Below are 26,300 nucleotides of genomic sequence, written 5' to 3' on the forward strand. Positions count from 1 at the left end.
CCTCGCCGCCAACGCCCGAGGTTTTATTGCGCACGCTCTTTCAGCGGAAAGCGACGGCGTACCAGCACAAAGAACAGCGGCACGAAAAAGATGGCCAGTACGGTAGCAGAGATCATCCCGCCCATCACCCCGGTACCGACCGCATGCTGGCTGCCGGAGCCGGCACCGGTGCTGGTCGCCATCGGCAGCACGCCGAAGATAAACGCCAGCGAGGTCATCAGGATGGGGCGCAGACGCTGACGGCAGGCCGACAGCGTGGCGCTGAGCAGATCCTGGCCTTTCTCGTTCAGCTCGTTGGCGAACTCAACGATCAGAATGGCGTTTTTCGCCGACAGGCCGATCACCGTCAACAGGCCCACCTGGAAGTAAACATCATTCTCCAGGCCACGCATCCAGGTCGCCAGCAGGGCGCCAATCACCCCGAGCGGGACCACCAGCATCACCGAGAACGGCACCGACCAGCTCTCGTACAGCGCCGCCAGGCACAGGAACACCACCAGCAGCGAAATCGCGTACAGTGCCGGCGCCTGAGCGCCAGAGAGGCGTTCCTGGTAGGACATGGCGGTCCATTCGAGGCCAAAGCCGGTTGGCAACTGCGCGGCCAGCTTCTCCATCATGTCCATCGCGGTGCCGGTACTGATACCCGGCGCCGCCTCACCGACGATCTCCACCGCCGAGTAGCCATTGTAGCGTTCCAGACGCGGTGAGCCTGTCTCCCAGCGTGAGGTGGCGAAGGCCGAGAACGGCACCATCGTGCCGCTGCTGTTGCGGACATACCAGAGATTAATATCGTCAGGCAGCATCCGGTATTTCGCCGCTGCCTGGACGTAGACTTTCTTCACTCGGCCGCGATCCATAAAGTCGTTGACGTAGCTCGACCCCCACGCGGTTTGCAGCGTATCGTTGATGTCGTCAATGGAGACGCCCAGCGCCTGCGCTTTACGCTGATCGATATCGACCTGCAGCTGCGGGCTGTCGTCGAGCCCGTTATGGCGGACGCGGGTCAACAGCGGGTTTTTGCCGGCCAGTTCAAGCAGCGTATCGCGTGCCGCCATCAGCGCGTCGTGCCCCTTACCGGCGTGATCCTCCAGCTCCATATCGAAGCCTGCCGAACTACCGAGGCCGCTGATGGCCGGCGGGCTGCTGGCGATGACTCGCGCTTCGTTGATCTGATTAAACGCTTTGGTGGCGCGTTCAATAATGGCAAAGGAGGAGCCGGTTTCCGGGTCGCGCTGGTCCCAGTCTTTGAGACGCACAAACATGCGGGCCACGTTCTGCCCGTTGCCGCCGGGGCCGGAACCGACGGTGGCAAATACCGACTCGACGTTCTGCTTCTCATTATTGAGGAAGTAATCTTCCGCTTTTTGCACTACTTTCAGCGTCTGCTGCTGAGTAGCGCCGCTCGGCAACTGGACCGAGGTGGTGAACATCCCGCGATCTTCCAGCGGCAGGAACGAGGTGGGCAGATGCAGGAACAGGAATACCATCCCGCCGAGCAGGACAACGTAAATCAGCATCCAGCGCAACGAGCGGTGAAGAATTTTGCCGACAAAGGTTTCGTAGCGGCTGGCGCTGCGGTTGAAGGTGCGGTTGAACCAGCCGAAGAAGCCTTTTCTTTCATGGGATTCACCAGGCTTAACCGGCTTGAGCAGCGTCGCGCAGAGGGCCGGGGTGAGGATCATGGCCACCAGCACTGAAAGGACCATCGCCGCGACGATCGTGATCGAGAACTGGCGATAGATGGCCCCGGTGGTGCCGCCGAAGAAGGCCATCGGCACAAACACCGCCGACAGCACCATGGCGATCCCCACCAGCGCGCCCTGAATTTGCCCCATCGATTTGCGGGTCGCCTCGCGCGGCGACAGGCCTTCCTCGCTCATGATGCGCTCGACGTTCTCCACTACCACGATGGCGTCATCCACCAGCAGGCCGATTGCCAGCACCATTGCGAACATCGTCAGGGTATTGATGCTGTAGCCACAGGCATACAGCACCGCGAAAGTGCCCATCAGCACCACCGGTACGGCAATAGTAGGGATCAGGGTCGCGCGGAAGTTCTGCAGGAACAGATACATCACGAGGAAGACCAGCAGGATCGCCTCCAGCAGCGTTTTGACCACGTCGGTGATAGAGGCTTTCACAAAGGAGGTGGTCTCGTAGGCAACTTTATATTCCAGACCGTGGGGGAAAAACTGCGACAGCTCATTGAGGCGATTGATCACGCGCTCCGCCGTGGCCATTTCGTTGGCGCCGGAAGCGAGCTTTATTCCCAGACCAGAAGCGGCCTGACGGTTGTAGCGGCTGAGGTAGTCGTACTTTTCTGCACCCATCTCGACGGTGGCGACATCGCCCAGCGTCACCTCTGAACCATCCTGATTGACGCGCAGGGTGATATCACGGAATTGCTCCGGGGTTTGCAGCAGCGATTGCGAGTTGATGGTGGCGTTTAGCGCCTGCTTATCGACCGAAGGCGTCCCGCCAAGCTGGCCGACGGCAATCTGGGCGTTCTGCGAACTGATGGCGTCGGTCACATCCTTGGTGGTCATCTGGTAGCTGTTGAGCTTCGCCGGGTCGAGCCAGATGCGCATTGAGTATTGCGAGCCGTAGGCGTCGATATCCCCCACGCCGTTGACGCGGCTGAGCGGGTCCTGGATGTTACTGGCGACGTAGTCGGCAATATCTTGTTTATCCATGCTGCCGTCGGTGGAGACGAAGGCGAGGGTCAGGATATTGGTGTCGCCGGTCTTGCGCACCGTCACCCCCTGGTTTTGCACCGCCTGCGGCAGTTTACGCATCGCCGACTGCAGCTGGTTCTGAACCTGCTGCACGGCTTCATCCGGGTCGGTACCGGCGGTAAAGCTGAGCGTGATCGTCGCCTGGCCAGTGGCGCTGCTCTGGGATGACATATACATCAGGTTATCGAGGCCGGTCATATTCTGCTCGATAACCTGGGTGACGGTATTTTCCAGGGTTTGCGCGGAGGCTCCGGGATAGTTAGCGGTGATCCGCACGTTCGGCGGGGCCAGGTCGGGATACTGTTCAACCGGAAGCGACAAAATGGCAAGGGTGCCCGTCAGACATAACAGGATTGCCAGCACCCACGCAAAAATGGGGCGATCGATAAAGAAATTCGCCATCAGAATAAAGACCTCATATGCACATTTTTTTGTTATTGCACAGCCTGTGCCACTTTAGCGCCAGCGCCTCCGGCAATCGTGGAGAAATTAAGGAGATAGTGTAATTTATCATGTTGCTTTTGCCGTATCGTAAAGAAACATCGAACTTTCCTGTCAGCAGGCAGACATTCAGCTTCTCTGCCGCAGCCGGGGCGCATTATCCCTTGCCGGTGTGAAACCTCATTTCAGTTAAGTCAAAAAAATTGATCCAAAACGGATTCTCTCCAGAAAAAGTTTATCCTGGGCATTTGGACATTGTTCCGGCGCCGTCTTGTCGGGTAATAAATAGGCATGCGTATTGAGGGGTTATTCACCAATAAGACAAAAGGAAGCCATGAACCACTTTATTTTGAGCGATAGTCGAAAATGTATCGGCTGCCAGGCCTGCGAAGTGGCCTGCGTAATGGCGCATAACGAGGAGCAACACGTGCTGACCCCGCAGCGCTTTTTGCCACGTATCACCGTCATCAAAGCGGAGGGCCAGCGTAACGCTATCACCTGCCGCCACTGTGAAGACGCACCCTGCATCCGCAGTTGTCCCAACGACGCTATCGCCCAGTCCGGCGACAGCGTTCAGGTCAGTCAGGAGAAATGCATTGGCTGTAAATCCTGCATGGTGGCCTGCCCGTTCGGGGTGATGCAGGTGGTGGTGACGCCGCAGGCTGCAGGTCAGGTAAAGGCCAGCGCGCAGAAGTGCGATCTGTGCCAGGGCCGCGAGGCGGGACCGGCCTGTGTGGAAAACTGTCCCGCGCAGGCGCTGACCCTCGCCGATGATGAGACATTGACCACGCTGGCGAAGCAGCGGCGTTTGCGCTCGGCATGCCAGGAGGCGCAGCCGTGGCAGCGCGGTACGCCGCCCTGCAGCCAGCCCAATGCTGGCGCGAAGGCCAGCCAAATGGCGATGACGCCGCCGCGCGGGGAGCCGGATAAGCTGGCGGCGGAGGTGCGTAAGAGCCACTTTGAGGAGATCTATCAGCCGTTCACCCCGACGCAGGCGCAGCAGCAGGCCGCCCGCTGCCTCACATGTGGGGAACACAGTATTTGCGAATGGACCTGCCCGCTGCATAACCATATTCCGCAGTGGGTCGAGCTGGTTAAGGCGGGGGATATCGCCGCCGCGGTCGCGCTTTCCCATCAGACCAATTGCCTGCCGGAGATCACCGGTCGCGTCTGCCCCCAGGACCGGCTGTGTGAAGGTGCCTGCACCCTGCGCGATGAAAGCGGCGCAGTCACCATCGGCAACATTGAGCGCTATATTTCCGACCAGGCGCTGGCCAGCGGCTGGCGTCCGGACCTCTCGCAGGTTAAGCCGAGCGGTAAGCGGGTGGCGATTATCGGCGCCGGGCCGGCCGGGCTGGCCTGCGCCGATGTGCTGGTGCGTCACGGCGTCCAGCCGGTGGTCTTTGACCGTCATCCGGAGATCGGCGGTCTGCTGACCTTCGGCATCCCGGCGTTCAAGCTGGATAAATCGCTGCTGGCCCGGCGGCGGGGAATTTTCAGCGAGATGGGTATCCGCTTTGAGCTCAATTGTGAGGTGGGGAAAGATATCCCCATGGCGACGCTGCTGGCCGATTATGACGCGGTGTTCGTTGGCGCCGGAACTTATCGCTCCATGAAGGCGGGGCTGCCGAACGAAGAGGCCCCCGGCGTCTACGATGCGCTGCCGTTTCTTATCGCCAACACCAAACAGGTGATGGGGCTGGCGGCATCGGCTCAGGAGCCCTATATCAACACCGCCGGGCTGAACGTCGTCGTGCTGGGTGGTGGCGATACCGCGATGGACTGCGTGCGAACCGCGCTGCGCCACGGCGCCCGCCAGGTGACCTGCGCCTATCGGCGGGATGAAGCCAACATGCCGGGCTCGAAAAAAGAGGTCAAAAACGCCCGCGAAGAGGGGGCGGTCTTTGAGTTTAACGTCCAGCCGGTGACCCTGGAGCTGGACGAGAGCGGGCGGGTGAACGGGGTACGTTTTCTGCGCACCGAACTGGGCGCCCCGGACGCGGGAGGAAGACGCCGCCCGACGCCGATCCCCGGCAGTGAGTTTGTTATGCCGGCAGATGCGGTGATCATGGCCTTTGGCTTCCACCCGCACCGCATGCCCTGGCTGGAAGCGGCGGGCGTGGCGCTGGACAGCCAGGGGCGCATCAAAGCCGGCGTCGAGAGCCGTTACCGTTACCAGACCAGTCAGGAGAAGATCTTTGCCGGCGGCGATGCCGTGCGCGGCGCAGACCTTGTAGTGACGGCGATGGCGGAAGGCCGTCACGCGGCGCAGGGGATTTTGGACTATCTGGCGCTGAAAACGACGCCGCTTCACTGACGACAAACCCGGCCCCGCAGCGTAGTATGAGGACGTCCTTTTACGCTGTGGGGTCGGTATGTCACTCAATATTCACGTCATTAAAGATAAAATCCTCTCTGAAAACTGGTTCGTGTTACGCAACATGACCTATGAGCTGACGCGCGAGGATGGCAGCGTCGTGCGCCATAAACGCGAGGTCTACGATCGTGGCAACGGCGCTACCGTGCTGCTGTACAATCGCCGCAAGCAAACGGTGGTCCTGGTGCGTCAGTTTCGGGTCGCCACCTGGGTCAATGGTAATCATGACGGCATGCTGATTGAAACCTGCGCCGGGCTGCTGGACAACGACGAACCGGAAGCGTGCATTCGTAAAGAGGCGGTGGAGGAGACCGGCTATGAAGTGGGTGAGGTGCGTAAGCTGTTTGAGCTGTTTATGTCGCCAGGTGGCGTTACCGAAGTGGTGCATTTCTTTATCGCTGAGTACAGCGATGCGCAGCGAACCACCAGCGGCGGCGGGGTGGATGATGAAGCCATCGAGGTGCTTGAGCTGCCCTTTAGCCAAGCGCTGCAGATGGTTGCTAATGGGGAGATCCGCGACGGTAAGGCGGTTATTCTGCTGCAGTATCTGCAAACCTCCGGCCTGATGTCGGGGAACTCTGACAAATCCGATTGAGTAAGCGGCTGCCGTTGTCCAGGATAGGCGCCGTGGTCGGGTTTATCTGGGGTCGGGCGGTTCATGCTTTTTCGCATCATTTATTTCCTCTTTCTGGCGGTGCTGCCTTGCTCGCAGGCATGGTCGGCACCGACGCAGCAGCGCTTCAACGACTGGCAGGTCACCTGTAACAACCAAAATTTCTGCGTCACCCGCAACGTGGGGCTGCATTATGGGCTGGTGATGACCCTCAGCCGCAGCGCCGGGGCGGTGACTGACGCCAGCCTGCGTATCGAACTGGGTGGCACCGGCAATCCGGTGGCGACGCTCGCGCCAATAGCGCCGCGCCTGCTGCTGGATGGCAAGCCGTTGTCCCTGACCGACAAGCGCTGGCACATTGAAGATAAGCTCATTAAAACCAGCGACAGCGTGACGATCGATGCGTTTCTCCAGCAGGTTCAGGAGGGGAAAACGCTCTCGCTGGCCAATGGCCTGCAGAGCATCTCCCTGCAGGGGCTGAAAGCGGCCCTGTTTTTTATCGACGATCGGCAAAAACGGGTAGGCAGCGAAACGGCCTGGGTCGGCAAAGGGGAAGAGCCACCGCTCAGTGTACCGCCGGCTCCGGCGCTGCGCGCGGTGGCGACCGCGGAAACAGCGCAGTCGCCGCTGGGGCGTGAGGAGCTCAACGATCTGATGGACTACGGTAATGAGCGGATGAACAACAGTAACTGCTCCCTCGATCCCTTCCGCCGCGAAATTCGCGTTACTGCGCTGACGGATGACAAAGTGCTGCTGATGACCAGCTGCGAATCCGGCGCGTACAACACCGTCTGGCTGGCCTGGCTGGTCTCCCGCCAGCGGCCCTATGTCGCCCGTCAGGTGCGGCTGACGCTGCCGTTTCAGCCGCCGGGCGAGGCGCCGCGGGAGATTGAGCTTATCAACGCCAGCTACGATGATCGCCGCCATGAGCTGGTGACCCTGGATAAAGGCCGCGAGGCCGGCGATTGCGGGATCCAGACCCGCTGGCGTTTTGACGGCCAGCGGTTCAGTCTCTCCCGCTACGCGCAGCAGCCGACGTGTGATAACTGGCAGGGGCCAGACGCCTGGCCCACGCTGTGGATCACCCGTTAAGCACCTGCTCCGCAGTGGTGACGATATGGTCGACCGTAAAGCCAAAGAACGGGAACAGCTGCTCCGCAGGCGCGGATTCACCATAGCCGGTCATACCGACGATCTTGCCTTTTAAGCCGACATATTTATACCAGTAGTCTGCTATCCCGGCCTCGACCGCCACCCGGGCGCTGACGTCCGACGGCAGTACCGACTCGCGCCAGGCCTCATCCTGGGCATCAAACACATCGGTGGAAGGGAGCGAGACCACCCGCACATTCACCCCGTTCGCCAACAGTTTTTCTGCGGCCAGCACGGTGATCTCCACTTCCGACCCGGTGGCGATGAGGATCAGGTCGGGTTTACCGCCGGCATCTTTCAGCACGTAGCCCCCCCGGGCGATAGCCTGCACCTGATCCGGGGTGCGCGGCATCTGCGCCAGGTTTTGTCGCGACAGGATCAGCGCCGTTGGCCCATTCTGGCGCGCAATGGCCGCCTGCCAGGCGACGGCGGTCTCCACCTGATCGCAGGGGCGCCAGGTGCTGAAGTTCGGCGTCAGACGCAGACTGGCCAGCTGTTCCACCGCCTGGTGGGTCGGGCCGTCTTCCCCCAGACCGATGGAGTCATGGGTATAGACCATGATCTGCCGGGCCTTCATCAGGGCCGCCATGCGCGCGGCGTTGCGGGCGTACTCCACGAACATCAGGAAGGTCGAGGTATAAGGGATGAAACCGCCGTGCAGGGCGATGCCGTTGGCCACTGCGGTCATGCCAAATTCGCGCACCCCGTAGTGGATATAGTTGCCCGCAGGATCGTCTTTAATCGATGTCGAGCCAGACCAGATGGTCAGGTTACTCGGCGCGAGATCCGCCGAACCGCCCAGCAGTTCCGGAAGATGTGGGCCGTAGGCGTTCAGCGCGTTTTGCGAGGCCTTGCGGCTGGCGATTTTCGCCGGCTCGGCCTGCAGCTTCGCCACGTAGTGATGGGCCGTCGCGGCAAAATCTTCCGGCAGGGCGCCATCCATGCGGCGGGTCAGCTCAGCGGCCAGCTCCGGGAACTGCTGCTGGTAGGCGGCGAATTTCTCGTTCCAGGCGTGCTCGGCTTTCTCGCCACGCGGACGCGCATCCCAGCCCTGGTAGATCTCTTTCGGGATCTCAAAGGGCGGATATTTCCAGCCCAACTGCTGGCGGGCCAGGGCCACCTCTTTTTCGCCCAGCGCCGCGCCGTGAGACTCTTCCGACCCCGCTTTGTTGGGCGAACCGAAGCCGATAATGGTCCGGCAGATGATCAGCGACGGCTTATCTTTCACCGCCTGTGCTTCCGCAATGGCCTGTTTAATGGCCTGTGGATCGTGGCCATCAATGTCGCCAATAACGTGCCAGTGATAGGCGCGGAAGCGTTCCGCCGTATCATCGGTAAACCAGCCGTCGGTTTTGCCATCGATGGAGATGCCGTTGTGATCGTAAAAACCGATCAGCTTACCGAGTCCGAGCGTGCCGGCCAGCGAACTGGCCTCATGGGAGATCCCCTCCATCAGGCAGCCATCGCCCATGAAAACCCAGGTGTAATGGTCAATAATCTCATGCCCAGGACGGTTAAACTGCGCCGCCAGGGTGCGTTCGGCGATGGCCATGCCGACGGCGTTCGCCAGCCCCTGGCCCAGCGGGCCAGTGGTCGTTTCCACCCCGGGAGTATAGCCATGCTCCGGGTGGCCCGGCGTTTTAGAGTGCAACTGACGGAACTGCTTGAGTTCTGACAGCGGCAGATCGTAGCCGGTCAGGTGCAGCAGGCTGTAGAGCAGCATCGACGCGTGGCCGTTGGACAGAATAAAGCGGTCGCGGTCCACCCAGCCAGGGTTCTGCGGATTGTGCTTGAGAAAATCGTTCCACAGCACTTCGGCAATGTCTGCCATCCCCATTGGCGCACCGGGGTGGCCGGAATTGGCTTTCTGCACCGCATCCATACTCAGGGCGCGGATGGCGTTGGCAAGCTCTCTTCGGGACATAGTTTTCTCCGTGAGACTAAAGTGACAGTTTGGCGGCAAGCAGATCTTCCAGTTTGCGTTGATCGACAGCGAACAGGCGGATCCCCTCCGCCAGCTTTTCGACTGCCATCGGATCCTGATTATGTTCCCAGCGGAACTCCGCCTCGCTGAGCGGCACCGGGCGCGGCAGGATCTGGCTGGCAGGGATCAGTTTGCGCACCACCGGGGCGTCGCTGGCCTGCAGCTCTTTTAACAAGGGCGGGGCGATGGTCAGCCGATCGCAGCCGACCAGGGCGAGGATCTGTTCGGTGCGGCGGAAGCTGGCGCCCATCACGATGGTGGTGTATTTATGCTGTTTGAAGTAGTCATAGATATTGCGTACCGATTTCACCCCCGGATCTTCCTCAACCACGTAAGGATCCAGCGGTTTACGCGCCTGATACCAGTCATAAATACGCCCGACGAAAGGGGAGATCAGATAGACCCCAGCTTCGGCGCAGGCCCGGGCCTGGGCGAAAGAAAACAGCAGCGTCAGGTTGCAGTGGATCCCCTCTTTCTCCAGCGTCTCGGCGGCGCGGATCCCCTCCCAGGTGGATGCCAGCTTGATCAGGATCCGCGACTTATCAATGCCCATCTCCTGATACAGCGCCACCAGGTGGCGCGCTTTCTCGATACTCTTCTCCCGGTTGAAGGAGAGCCGGGCGTCCACCTCGGTGGAGACCCGGCCCGGAATACTTTTGAGGATCTCCGCGCCAAAGTTCACCGCCAGCTTATCGCAGGCGTGAGCCACCTGCGCTTCGCGTCCGCCTCCTTGTTTTTTGGCCCAGGCGATGGCGTCGTCGATAAGCCCGCTATAGGACGCCAGCCCGGCGGCCTTCAGCAGCAGAGAGGGGTTGGTGGTGGCGTCTTCCGGATGATAGTGGCGAATGGATTCGATATCGCCGCTGTCGGCGACTACGGTAGTAAATTGCTTGATGCTGTCTAGCTGATTCATGGATAAGTCCTCCTGGAACAAGGTGTTACATGAGTGCTTGCCGGTATGCGGTATAAATATTGATGAGGTACATAACCAAAAAGCATAGCAGACGGGGCTATTATTGGCGGCGAATCCGGGTAACATAACCGCTATAAATTGATAACAACCAGATCATAGCGATGACCAGAGTTTGGCGGTGTTCAAAGTTTATCGCCCCGCCAGGAGGGATACTGTCTGCCACTGAAAGGTGAACGACAGGATGGTCATCACGCTTTTCCCCTACGAACGATACGTGAAAGAAAGGAATATAAAATGGATGAGCAGTTAAAACAGAGCGCCCTCGACTTCCACGAATTTCCGGTTCCCGGAAAAATCCAGGTCTCGCCGACCAAACCTCTCGCCACCCAGCGCGATCTGGCGCTGGCCTACTCGCCGGGCGTCGCGGCCCCCTGTCTGGAAATCGAAAAAGATCCGCTGGCGGCCTACAAATACACCGCCCGCGGCAACCTGGTGGCGGTCGTCTCCAACGGCACCGCGGTGCTGGGGCTGGGCAATATCGGCGCGCTGGCCGGCAAGCCGGTGATGGAGGGTAAAGGCGTCCTGTTTAAGAAATTCGCCGGCATCGATGTGTTTGATATCGAAGTCGATGAGCTGGACCCGGACAAATTCATTAACGTCGTCGCCGCCCTCGAGCCGACCTTCGGCGGTATCAACCTGGAAGATATTAAAGCGCCGGAGTGTTTCTACATCGAGCAGCAGCTGCGCGAGCGCATGAATATTCCGGTTTTCCATGACGATCAGCACGGCACGGCGATCATCAGCACCGCGGCGATCCTCAACGGCCTGCGCGTCGTCGAGAAGAACCTGTCCGACGTGCGGATGGTGGTCTCCGGCGCGGGCGCGGCGGCTATCGCCTGCATGAACCTGCTGGTGGCGCTGGGCATGCAAAAGCACAACATCGTGGTCTGCGATTCGAAAGGCGTCATCTACAAAGACCGTGAGCCTAACATGGCGGAAACCAAAGCCGCCTACGCGGTTGAAGACGACGGCAAACGCACGCTCGACGATGTGATCGACGGCGCGGACATTTTCCTCGGCTGCTCTGGTCCGAAAGTGCTGACCCCGGAGATGGTGAAGAAGATGGCGCGTGCGCCGCTGATCCTCGCTCTGGCTAACCCGGAGCCGGAAATTCTGCCGCCGCTGGCGAAGCAGGTCCGCGATGACGCCATCATCTGTACCGGCCGCTCCGACTATCCTAACCAGGTCAACAACGTGCTCTGCTTCCCGTTCATCTTCCGCGGCGCGCTGGACGTCGGCGCGACGGCGATCAACGAAGAGATGAAGCTGGCGGCGGTGCATGCCATTGCCGAGCTGGCCCATGCCGAGCAGAGTGAAGTGGTGGCCTCCGCCTACGGCGATCAGGATTTAAGCTTTGGCCCGGACTACATCATTCCGAAACCGTTCGACCCGCGGCTGATCGTCAAAATCGCCCCCGCGGTGGCGAAGGCGGCGATGGACTCCGGCGTGGCAACGCGCCCGATCGCCGATTTTGACGCCTATATCGAGAAGCTGAGCGAGTTCGTCTATAAAACCAACCTGTTTATGAAGCCTATCTTCTCTCAGGCGCGCAAAGAGCCGAAGCGCGTGGTGCTGGCGGAAGGGGAGGAGACCCGGGTGCTGCACGCCACTCAGGAGCTGGTGTCGCTGGGGCTGGCCAAACCGATTCTGGTGGGGCGCCCGAGCGTGATTGAAATGCGCATACAGAAGCTGGGTCTGCAGATCAAGGCCGGCGTTGACTTTGAGATCGTCAATAATGAATCCGACCCGCGGTTTAAAGAGTACTGGAGCGAGTACTACCAGCTGATGAAGCGCCGCGGCATTACCCAGGAGCAGGCGCAGCGGGCGGTGATTAGCAACACCACGGTGATTGGCGCCATCATGGTTCATCGCGGTGAAGCGGATGCGATGATCTGCGGAACTATCGGCGAGTACCACGACCACTACCGCGTGGTGCAGCCGCTGTTTGGCTATCGCGATGGCGTCAGCACCGCCGGGGCGATGAATGCGCTGCTGCTGCCGAGCGGCAACACCTTTATCGCTGACACCTATGTGAATCACGATCCCTCGCCGGAAGAGCTGGCGGAGATCACCCTGATGGCGGCGGAAAGCGTGCGTCGCTTCGGTATTGAGCCGCGGGTGGCATTGCTGTCGCACTCCAACTTTGGTTCCGCCGACTGCCCGTCAGCCAGCAAGATGCGCAAAACCCTTGAACTGGTGAAGGCGAGCGCCCCGGAGCTGATGATCGATGGTGAAATGCATGGCGACGCCGCGCTGGTGGAAAGCATCCGCAACGATCGCATGCCGGACAGCCCGCTGAAGGGGTCGGCCAATATTCTGGTGATGCCGAATATGGAAGCTGCCCGTATCAGCTACAACCTGCTGCGCGTCTCCAGTTCGGAAGGGGTGACCGTCGGGCCAGTGCTGATGGGGGTGGCGAAGCCGGTGCATATTCTGACGCCGATCGCCTCCGTACGCCGCATTGTGAATATGGTGGCGCTGGCCGTTGTCGAAGCGCAAACCGAACCGCTGTAATCTCTTTTTTTCATGTTAATGCGCGGAGAGTTTTCCGCGCACAATATCAGGCAGGCCGGCGAGTAAAAACGCTGAGCCTGCCTTTTTAATCCGCCGCTGGAGGCGACGTTCGGCATCGATGCGGCGATGAAGTCGGCCGACGTTCGGCTGGTGACCTACGTCCCGCCGCCGTCGGAAACCAACTATTCGGCCGCCTTTTTGACGGGAAGCCCGGCGGCCTGTAAAGCCGCCTGCAACGCCTTTACCGATGCCGTTCTCGATATTGCCCGTCATCCTGTTCAGCGTGCAAAACGCCTTCCATGCGATTCTGGGGATTGGTCCCAACGCCTGGCTCAAACGGATCCGCCTGAACGCCGTACGCCGGGAGCTGATAAGTCCCTGGTCAGAGCGGGAGACGGTCAAGGAGGCTGCCATGCAGTGGGGATTCTGGCATTTGGGGCAGTTCGCCACCGACTATCAGCAGCTGTTTGCTGAGAAACCGTCGATGACGCTGCACCATCGCCTGCGCCAGTGGGTGTGAGCGAAGCGACGCCGCTGCCGGATCTGGCCGTTACAGCCAGTCGCGCACCTGAATAAACTCGCTCAGCGCCGCCTCGGGACTGCCGGGCTCGGGCTGATAATCATATTCCCAGCGCACCAGCGGCGGCATCGACATCAGAATCGACTCCGTACGCCCGCCGGTCTGCAGGCCGAACAGGGTGCCGCGGTCCCAGACCAGATTGAACTCGACGTAGCGGCCGCGGCGATAGAGCTGAAAGTGGCGCTCGCGCTCGCCGAACGGCGTGGCTTTCCGGCGTTCGACGATGGGTAAATAGGCGTCAGCATAGCCGTTACCAACCGCCTGCATAAAGGCGAAGCAATGGTCAAAATCCGGGGTGTTCAGGTCGTCAAAGAACAGACCGCCGATACCGCGCTGCTCCTGGCGGTGCTTCAGATAGAAGTAATCATCGCACCATTTTTTATAGCGCGGATAGACGGCTTCGCCGAACGGCAGACACAGATCGCGGGCGGTACGATGCCAGTGGACGGCATCCTCTTCAAAGCCGTAGTAGGGGGTTAAATCAAAACCGCCGCCGAACCACCACACCGGGTCGGCGCCAGGTTTTTCGGCAATGAAGAACCGCACGTTGGCATGGCTGGTGGGCACATAGGGGTTCAGCGGATGAACCACCAGCGAGACGCCCATGGCTTCAAAGCTGCGTCCCGCCAGCTCCGGGCGATGGGCGGTTGCCGAGGCGGGCATCGCATCGCCATGGACGTGAGAGAAGTTAACCCCGGCCTGTTCGAACACGTTGCCGTCGCGCAACACCCGGCTGCGCCCGCCGCCACCGCCTTCGCGCTGCCAGGCGTCTTCAATAAACGGTGCGCCATCGACAGCGCTCAGCTGCTGGCAAAGGCTGTCCTGGAGCTGGAGCAGAAAGGTTTTAACCTGCGCGGCATCGGGTTTCATTAACGTCTCTTCGAATGGGCTTTCTGGTTATCGAACCAGTGGAAATAACTGATAATGCCGTTGGCAATCGCGGTGGCGATTTTCTGCCGGAAAGCGGTGGTGCCGAGCAGTTTCTCCTCGTTTGGGTTAGTGATAAACGAGGTTTCCACCAGCACGGACGGAATGGAAGGCGACTTCAGCACCACGAACGCCGCCTGCTCGGTATTGCGGCTGTGCAGCTTATGCACCGGTTTGATCTTTTTCAGGATATGCGAGCCCAGCGTCAGGCTGTTTTTAATGGTGTCGGTCTGCACCAGATCGAACAGCACCTGCTGTAGCAGATGATCTTTATCGGTCGCTTTCTTACCGGCAACTTCATCGGCGCGGTTTTCGCGATCGGAGAGGTATTTTGCCATGGCGCTACTGGCGCCGCGGTTTGACAGCGCAAACACCGAGGCGCCGGCGGCGCTTGGGTTGGTGAAGCCGTCGGCATGGATCGACATAAACAGATCGGCGCCGTGCTGATGGGCAATCTCCACGCGGTCGTACAGCGGGATAAAGGTATCGCCGGTGCGGGTCAGGCGGGCGTCGATGCCGTTGCTGCGCAAAATGCTGCGCACGTTCTTAGCGATCGCCAGCACCACATGCTTCTCTTTCGAACCGTTATGACCGATAGCCCCAGTGTCGATACCGCCGTGGCCCGGGTCGAGCATCACAACGCGGCGGGCGCCGGCCTTTTTAGCGGCAGGTTTGCTGTGTCCATTTGATGTTTTCAGTGGCTGCTCTTTTGCGCTGACCTGTGCGGCGACGCCACTCAGAGTCATCGCAGCCAGCCCGGCTTTCAGCACCTGACGGCGCGAAGCAAGTATTTTTAAGGGTTTAAAAGTGCTCATTCGGCCTGAATTGTAAACAAGTGATGTCCAATGTTATATCGTATCGCGTTTGCCGTTACGACCATTCAAAATAAGAATTGTTTTACTTTTCATTTCAATACATGACAAAGTCATATTATGCCATTTTTTGCCGCTGATTTCGCCTGATATTGGCTATCAGTTATATTCGCGCCATAATCACTGTTTTTAACCGTCAATGGTGGGGAATACCATGGAGATTCGCGTTTTTCGCCAGCAGGATTTTGAAGAGGTTGTGACGCTGTGGGAGCGCTGCGATCTGCTGCGCCCGTGGAACGATCCGGAGATGGATATTGAGCGCAAGCTGAATCATGACGTCAGCCTGTTTCTGGTGGCGGAAGTGAATGGCGAAGTGGTCGGCACGGTGATGGGCGGATATGACGGTCATCGCGGATCGGCCTATTATCTCGGCGTCCATCCGGAATATCGTGGCCGGGGTATCGCGAACGCGCTGCTCAACCGGCTCGAGAAAAAGCTCATTGCCCGCGGCTGCCCGAAAATCAACATTATGGTCCGTGAAGACAACGACGTGGTGCAGGGAATGTATGAGCGGCTGGGCTATGAATACGCCGATGTCCTGACCCTGGGCAAGCGCCTGATCGAAGATGAAGAATACTGAGTTTATCCCCGCCGATTTTGATGCCCATGGCCGTCTGCGCCTGCCTTTGCTCTTCTGGTGCGTGCTGTTGTTGCAGGCGCGCACGTGGGTGCTGTTTTTGATGGCCGGCGCATCGCGCCAGCAGGGCGACGCGATTCTTAATCTGTTCTATCCCGATCACGACCGCTTCTGGCTCGGTTTACTCCCCGGCGTGCCGGCGGTGCTGGCCTTTTTGCTTAGCGGCTATCGTCAGCGCCTGCCGCGCGTGTGGCGGGCGATGCGCTGGCTGCTGGTGCTATCGCAATTGCTGCTGTTGCTGTGGCAGCCGATGCTATGGCTGAGCGGCGAATCTCCCTCCTCGCTAACTATCGGGCTGCTGGTGGCGGATGGCTATGCCCTGTGGTGGCTGTTAACCAGCCGTCGCCTGGGCGCCTGTTTTCGCCAGACTACCTTTTAAGGGCACTTTTTGCCGATCGTGAACTCCAACATGCGTTGAATGACTCAGAAAGGATTGTGATATGAAATCGCTACGTTTAATGCTCTGTGCGCTTCCGCTGGCGCTGACCGGCTGCTCCACGATGAGCGCAGTCAACTGGTCGGCGGCCTATCCGTGGAACTGGTTTGGCGCTTCCACCGAGGTGACCGAGCAGGGAGTGGGTAAACTGACGGCTTCCACGCCGCTCAACGAACAGGCTATTAGCGATGCGCTGGGGAGCGACTACCGTTTACGCAGCGGGATGAAGACCGATAAGGGCAATATCGTCCACTACTTTGAAGCGCTGAAAGACAACAGCGTGGCGCTGACCATCAATGGCGACAACGGTACCATCAGCCGGATTGACGTGCGTGATGCCGAAATCAAAACCGCCAGCGGCGTGAAAATTGGCACTCCGTTTAGCGACCTGTACAGCAAAGCCTTCGGCAACTGCCAGAAAGGCAGCAATGACAATGGCGCGGTCGTCGAGTGTCAGGCCGAGGGGAGCCAGCATATCAGCTATGCCTTTACCGGCCACTGGAGCGGCCCGGACGAGCTGATGCCCTCCGACGATACCCTGAAAAACTGGAAGGTTAGCAAAATTATCTGGCGTCGCTAAATTGATCTGAAGAGACACGACGGCCCTGAAAAACGGTTACAATGGCGCGTTAGCAACGCGACAGCGTTGCGGTTGCATCATTTCAGGAGGAGCGATGTCTCAGGTTCAGAGCGGCATTTTGCCGGAACATTGCCGCGCGGCGATTTGGATTGAAGCCAATGTCAAAGGGGACGTTAACGCCCTGCGCGAAGCGAGCAAAAATTTTGTTGATAACGTAGCCACCTTCCAGGCTAAATTCCCCGACGCCAAACTCGGGGCGGTGGTGGCGTTCGGCAATAACGTCTGGCGTCATCTGAGCGGCGGCGAAGGGGCGGAAGAGTTAAAAGATTTTCCGGTCTACGGCAAAGGGCTGGCGCCGTCCACCCAGTATGACCTGCTGATTCATATTTTATCCGCCCGCCATGAAGTTAACTTCTCGGTAGCGCAGGCCGCGATGGCCGCCTTTGGCGATGCTATCGACGTGAAAGAAGAGATCCACGGTTTCCGTTGGGTGGAAGAACGTGACCTCAGCGGCTTCGTCGACGGCACTGAAAACCCGGCGGGGGAAGAAACCCGCCGCGAAGTGGCGGTCATTAAAGACGGTGTGGACGCGGGCGGCAGCTACGTGTTTGTCCAGCGCTGGGAGCATAATCTCAAACAGCTGAACCGCATGAGCGTACCGGATCAGGAGATGATGATCGGCCGTACCAAAGAAGCCAACGAAGAGATCGATGGCGACGAGCGTCCGGTCACCTCGCACCTGAGCCGCGTTGACTTAAAAGAAGATGGCAAAGGACTGAAAATCGTCCGTCAGAGCCTGCCGTACGGCACGGCCAGCGGCACTAACGGTCTCTACTTCTGTGCCTACTGCGCGCGCCTGTATAACATTGAGCAGCAGCTGCTGAGCATGTTTGGCGATACCGACGGTAAACGCGACGCGATGCTGCGCTTCACCAAACCGGTGACCGGCGGTTATTACTTCGCGCCGTCGCTGGAGCGTATCCAGGCGCTGTAATTTTTTCTCCCTCACCCTAACCCTCTCCCCAAGGGGAGAGGGAGCCGTTCGGTGCGGTTATGGAATCGGCATACGGACTCTCTTTCTCCCTCTCCCTCAGGGCGAGGGGCGGGGTGAGGGCATTGGCGACTCAAGCGCTTCAAGTATTCTCTGCATCACCGCATCTTCATACTCTTCAAACTCATTATTCCAGAAGCGTAAAACCCGCCATCCCTGGCTCTGTAGCCAGCGGGTGCGGCGAACATCGTAGTCGCGCCTCTCATCATGCTGACCGCCGTCGAGCTCAATCACCAGGCGTCGTGCGCAGCAGGCGAAATCGAGAATACAGGGGCCAACGGGATGCTGGCGGCGCAACTGCCGGGTGTACTTTGTGCTGTTTTCCATTAACAAAGTGTGCCACTCTGTTCACCCCTTGTCCGATTCCATCACCTTATTTGCGAGCCGCTTTCAGCAAAGCTTTGCCAGTTGCTTATTCTCTTTTCGACTTCCAAATCGCCAAACGGTATATAAAACCGTTACTCCTTTCGTACCCGTTATAAATATGATGATCATCAGAAAATGTTCAACGTTGATAAGGGTGCGCAATGGCCGTTAAATCACTGAAAAAAGGATATCTGGCGCTGGCGGCTTCCATGCTGCTGGCCGCGCAGGCGCAGGCGACGGAGCTGCTGAACAGCTCCTATGATGTCTCCCGCGAGCTGTTTGCCGCCCTTAACCCGCCTTTTGAGCAGCAGTGGGCGAAGGACAATGGCGGGGACACGCTGACGATTAAGCAGTCGCATGCCGGCTCATCCAAGCAGGCGCTGGCTATTTTGCAGGGCCTGAAGGCGGACGTGGTCACATACAACCAGGTGACGGACGTGCAGATCCTGCATGACAAGGGCAACCTGATCCCGGCCGACTGGCAAAGCCGCCTGCCGAACAACAGCTCACCGTTCTATTCGACGATGGGTTTCCTGGTGCGTAAAGGCAACCCGAAAAACATTCATGACTGGAACGATCTGGTTCGCTCTGACGTCAAGCTGATCTTCCCGAACCCGAAAACCTCGGGTAACGCCCGATACACCTACCTGGCGGCATGGGGCGCGGCGGATAAAGCCGATGGCGGCGATAAAGCCAAAACCGAACAGTTTATGACCCAGTTTCTGAAGAACGTCGAAGTCTTTGATACCGGCGGACGCGGGGCGACCACCACTTTTGCTGAACGCGGCCTGGGCGATGTGCTGATTAGCTTCGAATCGGAAGTGAACAATATTCGTAAGCAATATGAGGCGCAGGGATTTGAAGTGGTGATCCCGAAAACCAACATTCTGGCGGAGTTCCCGGTGGCCTGGGTGGATAAAAACGTCAAAGCCAATGGCACGGAAAAGGCGGCGAAAGCCTATCTAAACTGGCTCTACAGCCCGCAGGCGCAGACCATCATTACCGACTACTACTACCGGGTAAACAACCCGAAAGTGATGGACGCCCTGAAGGATAAATTCCCGCAGACCGAGCTGTTCCGCGTAGAGGACAAGTTTGGCTCCTGGCCTGAGGTGATGAAAACCCACTTCGCCAGTGGCGGCGAACTGGACAAACTGCTGGCGGCGGGGCGTAAGTAATGTTTGCTGTGTCGTCCAAGCGCGTGCTGCCGGGCTTTACCCTGAGCCTCGGCACCAGCCTGCTGTTTGTCTGTCTGATTTTGTTATTACCGCTCAGCGCGCTGGTGATGCAGCTGGCGCAGATGAGCTGGGCGCAATACTGGGATGTGATCACCAATCCGCAGGTGGTGGCGGCCTATAAGGTGACGCTGCTGTCAGCGTTTGTGGCCTCGATTTTTAACGGCGTCTTTGGTCTGCTGATGGCCTGGATCCTCACTCGCTATCGTTTTCCGGGCCGCACGCTGCTGGATGCCTTAATGGATCTGCCGTTTGCGCTGCCGACGGCGGTGGCCGGCCTGACGCTGGCTTCGCTGTTTTCGGTTAACGGAATTTACGGTGAATGGCTGGCGAAGTTCGATATTAAAGTGACCTATACCTGGCTCGGCATCGCCGTGGCGATGGCCTTCACCAGCATCCCGTTCGTGGTACGTACCGTGCAGCCGGTGCTGGAAGAGTTGGGGCCCGAGTATGAGGAAGCGGCGGAAACGCTGGGCGCGACGCGCATGCAGAGCTTTCGCAAAGTGGTGCTGCCGGAGCTGTCGCCGGCGCTGCTGGCGGGTATTGCCCTGTCGTTTACCCGTAGCCTCGGCGAATTCGGCGCGGTGATTTTTATCGCTGGCAACATCGCGTGGAAGACAGAGGTGACCTCGCTGATGATCTTTATTCGTCTGCAGGAGTTTGACTATCCGGCGGCGAGCGCGATCGCCTCGGTGATCCTGGCCGCCTCATTGCTGCTGCTGTTTTCCATCAATACCCTGCAGAGTCGCTTTGGTCGACGCGTGGTAGGTCACTAATGGCGGAAGTTACTCAATTGAAACGCTACGACGCGCCCCGCATCAACTGGGGGAAATGGTTTCTGATTGGTGTCGGGATGGTGGTCTCCGCCTTCATCCTCGTGGTGCCGATGCTCTATATTTTTATCCAGGCCTTCAGCAAAGGGCTGATGCCGGTGCTGGATAACCTGGCCAACCCGGACATGCTGCATGCCATCTGGCTGACGGTGATGATTGCGTTAATTACCGTCCCGGTGAACCTGGTGTTCGGTACGCTGCTGGCCTGGCTGGTGACACGTTTTACCTTCCCCGGCCGCCAGCTGCTACTGACGTTACTGGATATCCCGTTCGCCGTCTCGCCGGTGGTGGCCGGTCTGGTGTATCTGCTGTTTTATGGCTCGAACGGCCCGCTGGGCGGCTGGCTTGATGCGCATAACCTGCAGATCATGTTCGCCTGGCCGGGCATGGTGCTGGCGACCATCTTTGTCACCTGTCCGTTTGTGGTGCGCGAGCTGGTGCCGGTGATGATGAGCCAGGGCAGTCATGAAGATGAAGCTGCGGTGCTGCTGGGCGCTTCCGGCTGGCAGATGTTCCGTCGGGTGACGTTGCCGAATATTCGCTGGGCGCTGCTGTACGGCGTGGTGTTAACCAATGCCCGCGCTATCGGCGAATTTGGCGCGGTGTCGGTAGTCTCCGGTTCGATTCGTGGAGAAACGCTGTCGCTGCCGCTGCAAATTGAACTACTGGAGCAGGATTACAATACCGTTGGCTCGTTTACCGCTGCGGCCCTGCTGACGTTAATGGCTATTCTGACCCTGTTTTTAAAGAGTATGTTGCAATGGCGTCTGGCCAATCAGAAAGAACGCGCGCAACAGGAGGGAAATCATGAGCATTGAGATTGCCAATATTAAGAAATCGTTTGGTCGCACCCAGGTGCTGAATGATATCTCGCTGGATATCCCTTCCGGACAAATGGTTGCGCTACTGGGGCCCTCGGGCTCCGGAAAAACTACCCTGCTGCGGATTATCGCCGGGCTGGAGCATCAGACCAGCGGTCATATCCGCTTCCACGGCACCGACGTCAGCCGGTTGCACGCCCGCGACCGTAAAGTGGGCTTCGTTTTCCAGCACTATGCGCTGTTCCGCCATATGACGGTGTTCGATAACATCGCCTTTGGCCTGACCGTGCTGCCGCGCCGCGAACGCCCCAATGCGGCGGCGATTAAAGCCAAAGTGACCAAACTGCTGGAGATGGTGCAGCTGTCCCACCTGGCGGAACGTTACCCGGCGCAGCTGTCCGGCGGCCAGAAGCAGCGTGTGGCGCTGGCGCGCGCCCTGGCGGTGGAGCCGCAAATTCTGTTGCTGGATGAACCCTTCGGCGCGCTGGATGCGCAGGTGCGTAAAGAGCTGCGCCGCTGGCTGCGTCAGCTGCATGAAGAGTTAAAATTTACCAGCGTGTTCGTCACCCACGATCAGGAAGAGGCGCTGGAAGTTGCTGACCGGGTGGTGGTGATGAGTCAGGGCAACATTGAACAAGCCGATGCCCCGGAGCGCGTGTGGCGTGAACCGTCGACCCGTTTCGTACTGGAGTTTATGGGCGAAGTAAACCGCCTGCAGGGCATTATCCGCGGTGGACAGTTCCACGTTGGCGCGCACCGCTGGCCGTTAGGCTATACCCCGACATATCAGGGGCCGGTGGATCTGTTCCTGCGTCCGTGGGAAGTGGACATCAGCCGCCGGACCAGCCTGGATTCCCCGCTGCCGGTGCAGGTGCTGGAAGCCAGCCCGAAAGGGCACTACACCCAATTAGTCGTTCAGCCTCTGGGGTGGTATGACGAACCGCTGAGCGTGGTGCTGGCGGGCGATGAGGCGCCGTCACGCGGCGAACGCCTGTTCGTTGGCCTGCAAAACGCGCGTTTGTATAACGGTACCGAGCGTATCGAGCCGCGCGGCGAGCTTGCTCTGGCGGAGTCGGCCTGATAGCTTATTGAGCAGGTCTATCGCCCGGTAAGGCTACGCTTTCCGGGCCTGGAATTTTTACGCGTCTTGTAGGCCGGGTAAGCGAAGCGCCACCCGGCTTTTTTATTGAGTAAAAATCGTGAATACACTCGAACACACCATCGGCAATACCCCTCTGGTCAAGCTTCAGCGTCTGGGTCCGGACAACGGCAGTGAAGTTTGGGTCAAACTCGAAGGCAATAATCCGGCCGGCTCGGTGAAAGACCGCGCCGCGCTGTCAATGATCGTCGAAGCGGAAAAGCGCGGCGAAATTCAGCCCGGCGACGTGCTGATCGAAGCGACCAGCGGTAACACCGGTATTGCGCTGGCGATGATCGCCGCGCTGAAAGGCTATCATATGAAGCTGCTGATGCCCGACAACATGAGCCAGGAGCGCCGGGCGGCGATGCGTGCCTACGGCGCCGAGCTGATCCTGGTCACTAAAGAGCAGGGAATGGAGGGGGCCCGCGACCTGGCCCTCGAGATGGCGCAGCGTGGAGAGGGCAAACTGCTCGATCAGTTTAACAACCCGGATAACCCCTACGCCCACTACACCACCACCGGGCCGGAAATCTGGCAGCAGACCGCGGGGCGTATCACCCACTTTGTCTCCAGCATGGGGACCACCGGCACCATTACCGGCGTATCGCGCTTTATGCGCGAACAGAGTAAACCGGTGGCCATTGTCGGCCTGCAGCCGGAAGAGGGCAGCAGTATTCCCGGGATCCGTCGCTGGCCGGCGGAGTATATGCCGGGGATCTTTAACGCTTCGCTGGTGGATGCGGTGCTGGATATTCATCAGCAGGATGCCGAGAACACCATGCGTCAGTTGGCGGTACGGGAAGGCATTTTCTGCGGGGTCAGTTCAGGCGGGGCGGTGGCGGGCGCGTTACGCATTGCCCGCGAAAATCCTGGCGCGGTGGTGGTGGCGATCGTCTGCGATCGCGGCGATCGCTATCTCTCCACCGGCGTGTTCGGCGAGGAACACTTTAGCCAGGGGGCAGGGATCTAAGCATCGAGCAGGTCGGTGCCGTAGGAATTATCGACGGTGCACAGCCAGCGCTCGCCCTGTTTCTTAAAGACATAGGTGGCGCGCCGCGTAACCTGGGATATCCCGTCCGCCGTCGGGATATCCAGCCGGGTCTCCATAATCACCAGCGCATTGCCGCCGCCTTCAATAACCTCCATTTTCCCCTGAGTCACCACCAGTCGGTGCTGGAAATAGTCGGCAATGGCGATAAAGGCTTTGCGGATATTCTCTTTCCCTCTGACCACCATGCCCGGTTTGACGACCAGCGCGGCGTCTTCTGCGTAATAGGCCATCAGGGTATCGTAATCTTCCTGCGAGATAGCGCGGTCGCAGGCTTCAATGACCGCTTTCAGTGCCAGGTCAGTGTGATGCATCTCTGGTGCTCCTTCTTGTGAGCGATTTGTCCGCCACCGGGACTGTTTTATCTGTCCGGGCGAGCAGGGTATGCAGGTAAGACTGCGCCTGCTTTCGTTTACTTTTTCATTAGTTTATCAGCAGCAGCCATCACACACCTGTGCGGCAGACGCTTCAACATGCCGAATGATAAGGCCTGCGTCAGGAGTGGTTTAAGACCAGCGCAATATCGGCCGCCAGGCGGGAAATCTCAGCGTCACTCAGACGGCCCAGCGACAGGCGCAGCCCGTGCGCAGGCGTCCGGACACCAAATACTTCCCCCTCGCGCACCAGCCAGCCGGCGCGGGCCAGGCGTAAGGCGTAGGGCTGGCTCGCCGCTGGCAGCGGCAGCCAGAAATTGAGGCCATCGCCTGGCGTAGCATGGCTGTAGCCGTGCCGGGCCAGCGCCGCCGCCAGTTTCTCATTCTGCTGGCGATAGTGACGACGGGTCTCCGTCATCGAGGCGATAAACGCCTCATCGGTCAGACAGGCCAGCGTCAGGTCCTGCAGCAGATGGCTGACCCACTGGCTGCCGGCGTTAAGCCGCAGGCGCAGCGCCGCTGAGGTATCGGCATCGCTGGCGATAAAGGCCAGCCGCAGGTCTGGCCCGAGGGTTTTTGACATTGAGCGCACCAGCGCCCAGCGTTGCGTGCTTGCAGGAAGAGGGGAGTACCATGGCGTGGCCGACAGCAGGGCAAAATGGTCATCGACGATCGCCAGCACCTGCGGATAGCGGGCCAGCACCTCCCGCAGGGCATGCGCCCGATTTTCGGTCAGACTACAGCCGGTAGGATTGTGCGCGCGTGGGGTTAAGATCACCGCCCGCGCGCCGTTGCGTAACGCCTCCTCCAGGCCGTCAGGATCCATCCCCTCAGCATCCACCGCCACCGGGCAGGGGGTAAAGCCGGCGTAACGCACCATATTGATGCTGCTGAGAAAACAGGGATCTTCGACCACCACGCTGTCGCCGGGCAGCAGCAGAGCGCACAGCAGACGCTCCAGGGCGTCAATCGCTCCGCTGGCGAGATTCACCGCAAAGGGAACCGCTATCTCTTTGGCAAACCACGCTTCGGCCCATTGACCAAGCCGCGGCTCGATGGGAGCATCGCCATACAGGCGTGGTGTGCGGGCAAGCTGGCCCAGATAATGGGTTAATTCAGGCAGTCTGGCGGGGTCCGGGTTGCCGCTGGAGATATCGTTCAGCGGCGTCGTTGGGTCACCGCCCTCCAGCGCCGGTAGAGGATCCCGTGCTTTAATGGCCGTGCCGTTCCGTCCCTGGCTGACGGCCAGCCCGGAGGTGACCAGCCGTTTATAGGCGGCGGCGACGGTATTGCGATTCACCTCCAGCTGGCTGGCGAGCTCGCGTACCGGCGGCAGAACCTCTCCGGGCCGCAACCCGCCGCTCTGCACCAGATGGCGGATATGATCGAAGATATCGCTGGCGGTTTTTCCGGCAAACATTATTGACCTATGACAAAATGAAATTTAGCATAGGACGAATCATAATCAGTGCGTGACCCGCTGTCCAGCGGGGGGAGAAAAGATGGGCCAGCAAGATGACATACAATCAGTGCTCTTTCACGACAAAAGCCGGGCGTCGGAAGTCGATATCGTCGCCGTGCAGTCGCAGGTAGTCTATGGCAGCGTTGGCAACAGCATCGCGGTTCCGGCGATTAAACAGCACGGTTTGCGCGTGCTGGCGGTGCCGACGGTACTGTTCAGCAATACGCCCCATTATGAGACGTTCTATGGCGGCATTATCCCGGAGGAGTGGTTTGTCGGGTATCTGCAGGCGCTGGAGGAGCGCGACGCGTTGCGTGAACTGCGTGCGGTGACCACCGGCTATATGGGCAACGCCGTGCAAATCGAACGTCTGGCGCAGTGGCTGACGCGGGTGCGGGCCCGCCATCCCGGGCTGTGCATTCTGGTGGATCCGGTCATCGGCGATGTCGACAGCGGCATCTACGTTAAGGCTGAGATCCCGGACGCCTATCGTCAGCATCTTCTGCCACTGGCGCAAGGGATCACCCCCAATCTGTTTGAGCTGGAGACGCTGAGCGGCAGGCGCTGTCGCAATCAGCAGGAGGCGGTCGCCGCGGCGCGAAGCCTGCTGTCAGATACCCTGAAATGGGTGGTGATCACCAGCGCGCCGGGAGAGGCGCGTTCGACGATAAATGTGCTGGTGGTGACGGCCGATGCGGTGGAGGTGGTGACCCACCCACGGGTGGAAACGGACTTAAAGGGAACAGGCGATTTGTTCTGTGCAGAGCTGGTGAGCGGTCTGCTCACCGGCCTGGCGCTGGGGGCAGCGACGCAGGCTGCCGCCCGGCGCGTGCTGGAGGTCATGAACTGGACTGCCGCACAGGGGTGTGACGAACTGATCCTGCCGCCACGGGAGAAAAACAGATGAAAAGCTATCGGTTAGTGATTCGCCAACAGGGGCGCATTGTCGGTCATTTTGATACCACAGGGGAGGCGGCGCTGGAGGATGCCTGCGTGGCGCGGTCGCTGTTCGGCCTGGCCGGAGGGTACCAGTGCGATCTGCTGGTCTCTGACAGTGAGCGTCGTATTCTGGAGAGCACGCCGGAGGGATTGCGCATTTTGTTCCGGGAGAAATGCTATCAGCCGGTGACCAGCGCGATATAAAAAAA

The 26,300-nt window shown here is 59.5% G+C and carries 23 protein-coding genes and 2 pseudogenes; 17 read left to right on the forward strand and 8 right to left on the reverse strand.

What is annotated here, in order from left to right; translation table 11 throughout:
- Positions 1–23: 23 nt before the first annotated feature.
- The gene (gene acrD / locus CWM53_RS11545; protein WP_074387882.1) at positions 24–3,137 is read right to left on the reverse strand and encodes a multidrug efflux RND transporter permease AcrD; all 3,114 of its coding nucleotides are present in this window, start codon (positions 3,135–3,137) and stop codon (positions 24–26) included.
- Positions 3,138–3,510: 373 nt separating this feature from the next.
- Here acrD and aegA point away from each other — a divergent pair, with 373 nt between their 5' ends.
- The 3 genes from aegA (at position 3,511) to CWM53_RS11560 (ending at position 7,258) form a co-directional block, all read left to right on the forward strand.
- A complete protein-coding gene (aegA, locus tag CWM53_RS11550) occupies positions 3,511–5,493 on the forward strand; it encodes a formate-dependent uric acid utilization protein AegA (RefSeq protein ID WP_100730297.1) in 1,983 nt (660 codons plus the stop codon).
- A 58-nt stretch (positions 5,494–5,551) separates the two neighbouring features.
- Positions 5,552–6,148, forward strand: a complete 597-nt coding sequence (gene nudK / locus CWM53_RS11555) for a GDP-mannose pyrophosphatase NudK (protein WP_074387884.1) — start codon at positions 5,552–5,554, stop codon at positions 6,146–6,148.
- A 63-nt stretch (positions 6,149–6,211) separates the two neighbouring features.
- Positions 6,212–7,258, forward strand: a complete 1,047-nt coding sequence (locus CWM53_RS11560) for a DUF1176 domain-containing protein (RefSeq protein ID WP_100631845.1) — start codon at positions 6,212–6,214, stop codon at positions 7,256–7,258.
- Here the strand turns inward: CWM53_RS11560 and tkt are convergent.
- Together tkt and tal are read right to left on the reverse strand one after the other, a co-directional pair.
- Positions 7,248–9,242 carry a transketolase gene (gene tkt, locus CWM53_RS11565; protein ID WP_100631844.1) on the reverse strand — a complete coding sequence of 665 codons (1,995 nt, stop codon included), beginning with the start codon at positions 9,240–9,242 and terminating at the stop codon, positions 7,248–7,250. The genes CWM53_RS11560 and tkt overlap by 11 nt on opposite strands.
- Before the next feature lie 16 nt (positions 9,243–9,258).
- Complete coding sequence (gene tal / locus CWM53_RS11570) at positions 9,259–10,215, reverse strand: transaldolase (protein ID WP_061153706.1); 957 nt, start codon at positions 10,213–10,215, stop codon at positions 9,259–9,261.
- A 294-nt stretch (positions 10,216–10,509) separates the two neighbouring features.
- Here tal and maeB point away from each other — a divergent pair, with 294 nt between their 5' ends.
- The 3 genes and pseudogenes from maeB to CWM53_RS11585 all read left to right on the forward strand — a co-directional run.
- Positions 10,510–12,789 carry an NADP-dependent oxaloacetate-decarboxylating malate dehydrogenase gene (gene maeB, locus CWM53_RS11575; RefSeq protein ID WP_008803844.1) on the forward strand — a complete coding sequence of 760 codons (2,280 nt, stop codon included), beginning with the start codon at positions 10,510–10,512 and terminating at the stop codon, positions 12,787–12,789.
- Between the two features lie 75 nt (positions 12,790–12,864).
- Positions 12,865–13,077: pseudogene (locus CWM53_RS11580) on the forward strand (BMC domain-containing protein); the annotation flags it as partial.
- Positions 13,070–13,309, forward strand: a pseudogene (locus tag CWM53_RS11585) (helix-turn-helix domain-containing protein); the annotation flags it as partial. The pseudogenes CWM53_RS11580 and CWM53_RS11585, both read left to right, overlap by 8 nt.
- A gap of 30 nt (positions 13,310–13,339) precedes the next feature.
- Here CWM53_RS11585 and hemF read toward each other — a convergent pair.
- Both hemF and amiA read right to left on the reverse strand, forming a co-directional pair.
- Positions 13,340–14,239 (reverse strand): oxygen-dependent coproporphyrinogen oxidase, encoded by a 900-nt coding sequence (gene hemF / locus CWM53_RS11590; protein ID WP_074387898.1) that lies wholly within the window; start codon positions 14,237–14,239, stop codon positions 13,340–13,342.
- Positions 14,239–15,111 carry an N-acetylmuramoyl-L-alanine amidase AmiA gene (amiA, locus tag CWM53_RS11595; RefSeq protein WP_008803861.1) on the reverse strand — a complete coding sequence of 291 codons (873 nt, stop codon included), beginning with the start codon at positions 15,109–15,111 and terminating at the stop codon, positions 14,239–14,241. Before amiA ends, hemF begins: the two co-directional genes overlap by 1 nt.
- 211 nt (positions 15,112–15,322) lie before the next feature.
- On the opposite strand from amiA, the gene CWM53_RS11600 reads away from it, so the two are divergent.
- The 4 genes from CWM53_RS11600 to CWM53_RS11615 all read left to right on the forward strand — a co-directional run bounded on the left by CWM53_RS11600 (position 15,323) and on the right by CWM53_RS11615 (position 17,815).
- A complete protein-coding gene (locus CWM53_RS11600; RefSeq protein WP_002913637.1) occupies positions 15,323–15,748 on the forward strand; it encodes a GNAT family acetyltransferase in 426 nt (141 codons plus the stop codon).
- On the forward strand, positions 15,735–16,184 hold the full coding sequence (locus CWM53_RS11605) for a DUF2919 domain-containing protein (protein WP_012540932.1): 450 nt from the start codon (positions 15,735–15,737) through the stop codon (positions 16,182–16,184). Before CWM53_RS11600 ends, CWM53_RS11605 begins: the two co-directional genes overlap by 14 nt.
- A gap of 61 nt (positions 16,185–16,245) precedes the next feature.
- A complete protein-coding gene (locus CWM53_RS11610) occupies positions 16,246–16,821 on the forward strand; it encodes an RpoE-regulated lipoprotein (RefSeq protein ID WP_008803863.1) in 576 nt (191 codons plus the stop codon).
- Between the two features lie 94 nt (positions 16,822–16,915).
- Complete coding sequence (locus CWM53_RS11615) at positions 16,916–17,815, forward strand: Dyp-type peroxidase (protein ID WP_100730296.1); 900 nt, start codon at positions 16,916–16,918, stop codon at positions 17,813–17,815.
- Positions 17,816–17,911: 96 nt separating this feature from the next.
- Here CWM53_RS11615 and CWM53_RS11620 read toward each other — a convergent pair whose 3' ends face one another.
- Positions 17,912–18,199, reverse strand: a complete 288-nt coding sequence (locus CWM53_RS11620; RefSeq protein ID WP_074387900.1) for an endonuclease domain-containing protein — start codon at positions 18,197–18,199, stop codon at positions 17,912–17,914.
- 200 nt (positions 18,200–18,399) lie between these two features.
- Between CWM53_RS11620 and cysP the strand changes: the two genes are divergently transcribed.
- From cysP to cysM, 5 genes are all read left to right on the forward strand, one after another.
- A complete protein-coding gene (cysP, locus tag CWM53_RS11625; protein WP_008803866.1) occupies positions 18,400–19,416 on the forward strand; it encodes a thiosulfate/sulfate ABC transporter substrate-binding protein CysP in 1,017 nt (338 codons plus the stop codon).
- Positions 19,416–20,249, forward strand: coding sequence for a sulfate/thiosulfate ABC transporter permease CysT (cysT, locus tag CWM53_RS11630; protein ID WP_074387901.1), 834 nt, complete (start codon positions 19,416–19,418; stop codon positions 20,247–20,249). Before cysP ends, cysT begins: the two co-directional genes overlap by 1 nt.
- Entirely contained in the window at positions 20,249–21,124 is an 876-nt protein-coding gene (gene cysW, locus CWM53_RS11635) for a sulfate/thiosulfate ABC transporter permease CysW (RefSeq protein WP_100676060.1), read from the forward strand. Before cysT ends, cysW begins: the two co-directional genes overlap by 1 nt.
- On the forward strand, positions 21,114–22,208 hold the full coding sequence (gene cysA / locus CWM53_RS11640) for a sulfate/thiosulfate ABC transporter ATP-binding protein CysA (RefSeq protein ID WP_061153725.1): 1,095 nt from the start codon (positions 21,114–21,116) through the stop codon (positions 22,206–22,208). Before cysW ends, cysA begins: the two co-directional genes overlap by 11 nt.
- A 118-nt stretch (positions 22,209–22,326) precedes the next feature.
- Positions 22,327–23,238 (forward strand): cysteine synthase CysM, encoded by a 912-nt coding sequence (gene cysM, locus CWM53_RS11645; RefSeq protein WP_100730295.1) that lies wholly within the window; start codon positions 22,327–22,329, stop codon positions 23,236–23,238.
- Here cysM and CWM53_RS11650 read toward each other — a convergent pair.
- Positions 23,235–23,630, reverse strand: a complete 396-nt coding sequence (locus CWM53_RS11650; RefSeq protein ID WP_100631840.1) for a YybH family protein — start codon at positions 23,628–23,630, stop codon at positions 23,235–23,237. The two genes, cysM and CWM53_RS11650, sit on opposite strands and share 4 nt — an antisense overlap.
- 181 nt (positions 23,631–23,811) lie before the next feature.
- Complete coding sequence (ptsJ, locus tag CWM53_RS11655) at positions 23,812–25,110, reverse strand: transcriptional regulator PtsJ (RefSeq protein ID WP_100730294.1); 1,299 nt, start codon at positions 25,108–25,110, stop codon at positions 23,812–23,814.
- 82 nt (positions 25,111–25,192) lie between these two features.
- Here ptsJ and pdxK point away from each other — a divergent pair, with 82 nt between their 5' ends.
- A complete protein-coding gene (gene pdxK, locus CWM53_RS11660) occupies positions 25,193–26,059 on the forward strand; it encodes a pyridoxine/pyridoxal/pyridoxamine kinase (RefSeq protein WP_074387905.1) in 867 nt (288 codons plus the stop codon).
- Entirely contained in the window at positions 26,056–26,295 is a 240-nt protein-coding gene (locus CWM53_RS11665) for a cytoplasmic protein (protein WP_100730293.1), read from the forward strand. Before pdxK ends, CWM53_RS11665 begins: the two co-directional genes overlap by 4 nt.
- Positions 26,296–26,300 lie beyond the last annotated feature (5 nt).

The organism is Klebsiella sp. A-Nf5 (genome assembly GCF_002810545.1).
Taxonomy (GTDB): domain Bacteria; phylum Pseudomonadota; class Gammaproteobacteria; order Enterobacterales; family Enterobacteriaceae; genus Klebsiella; species Klebsiella variicola.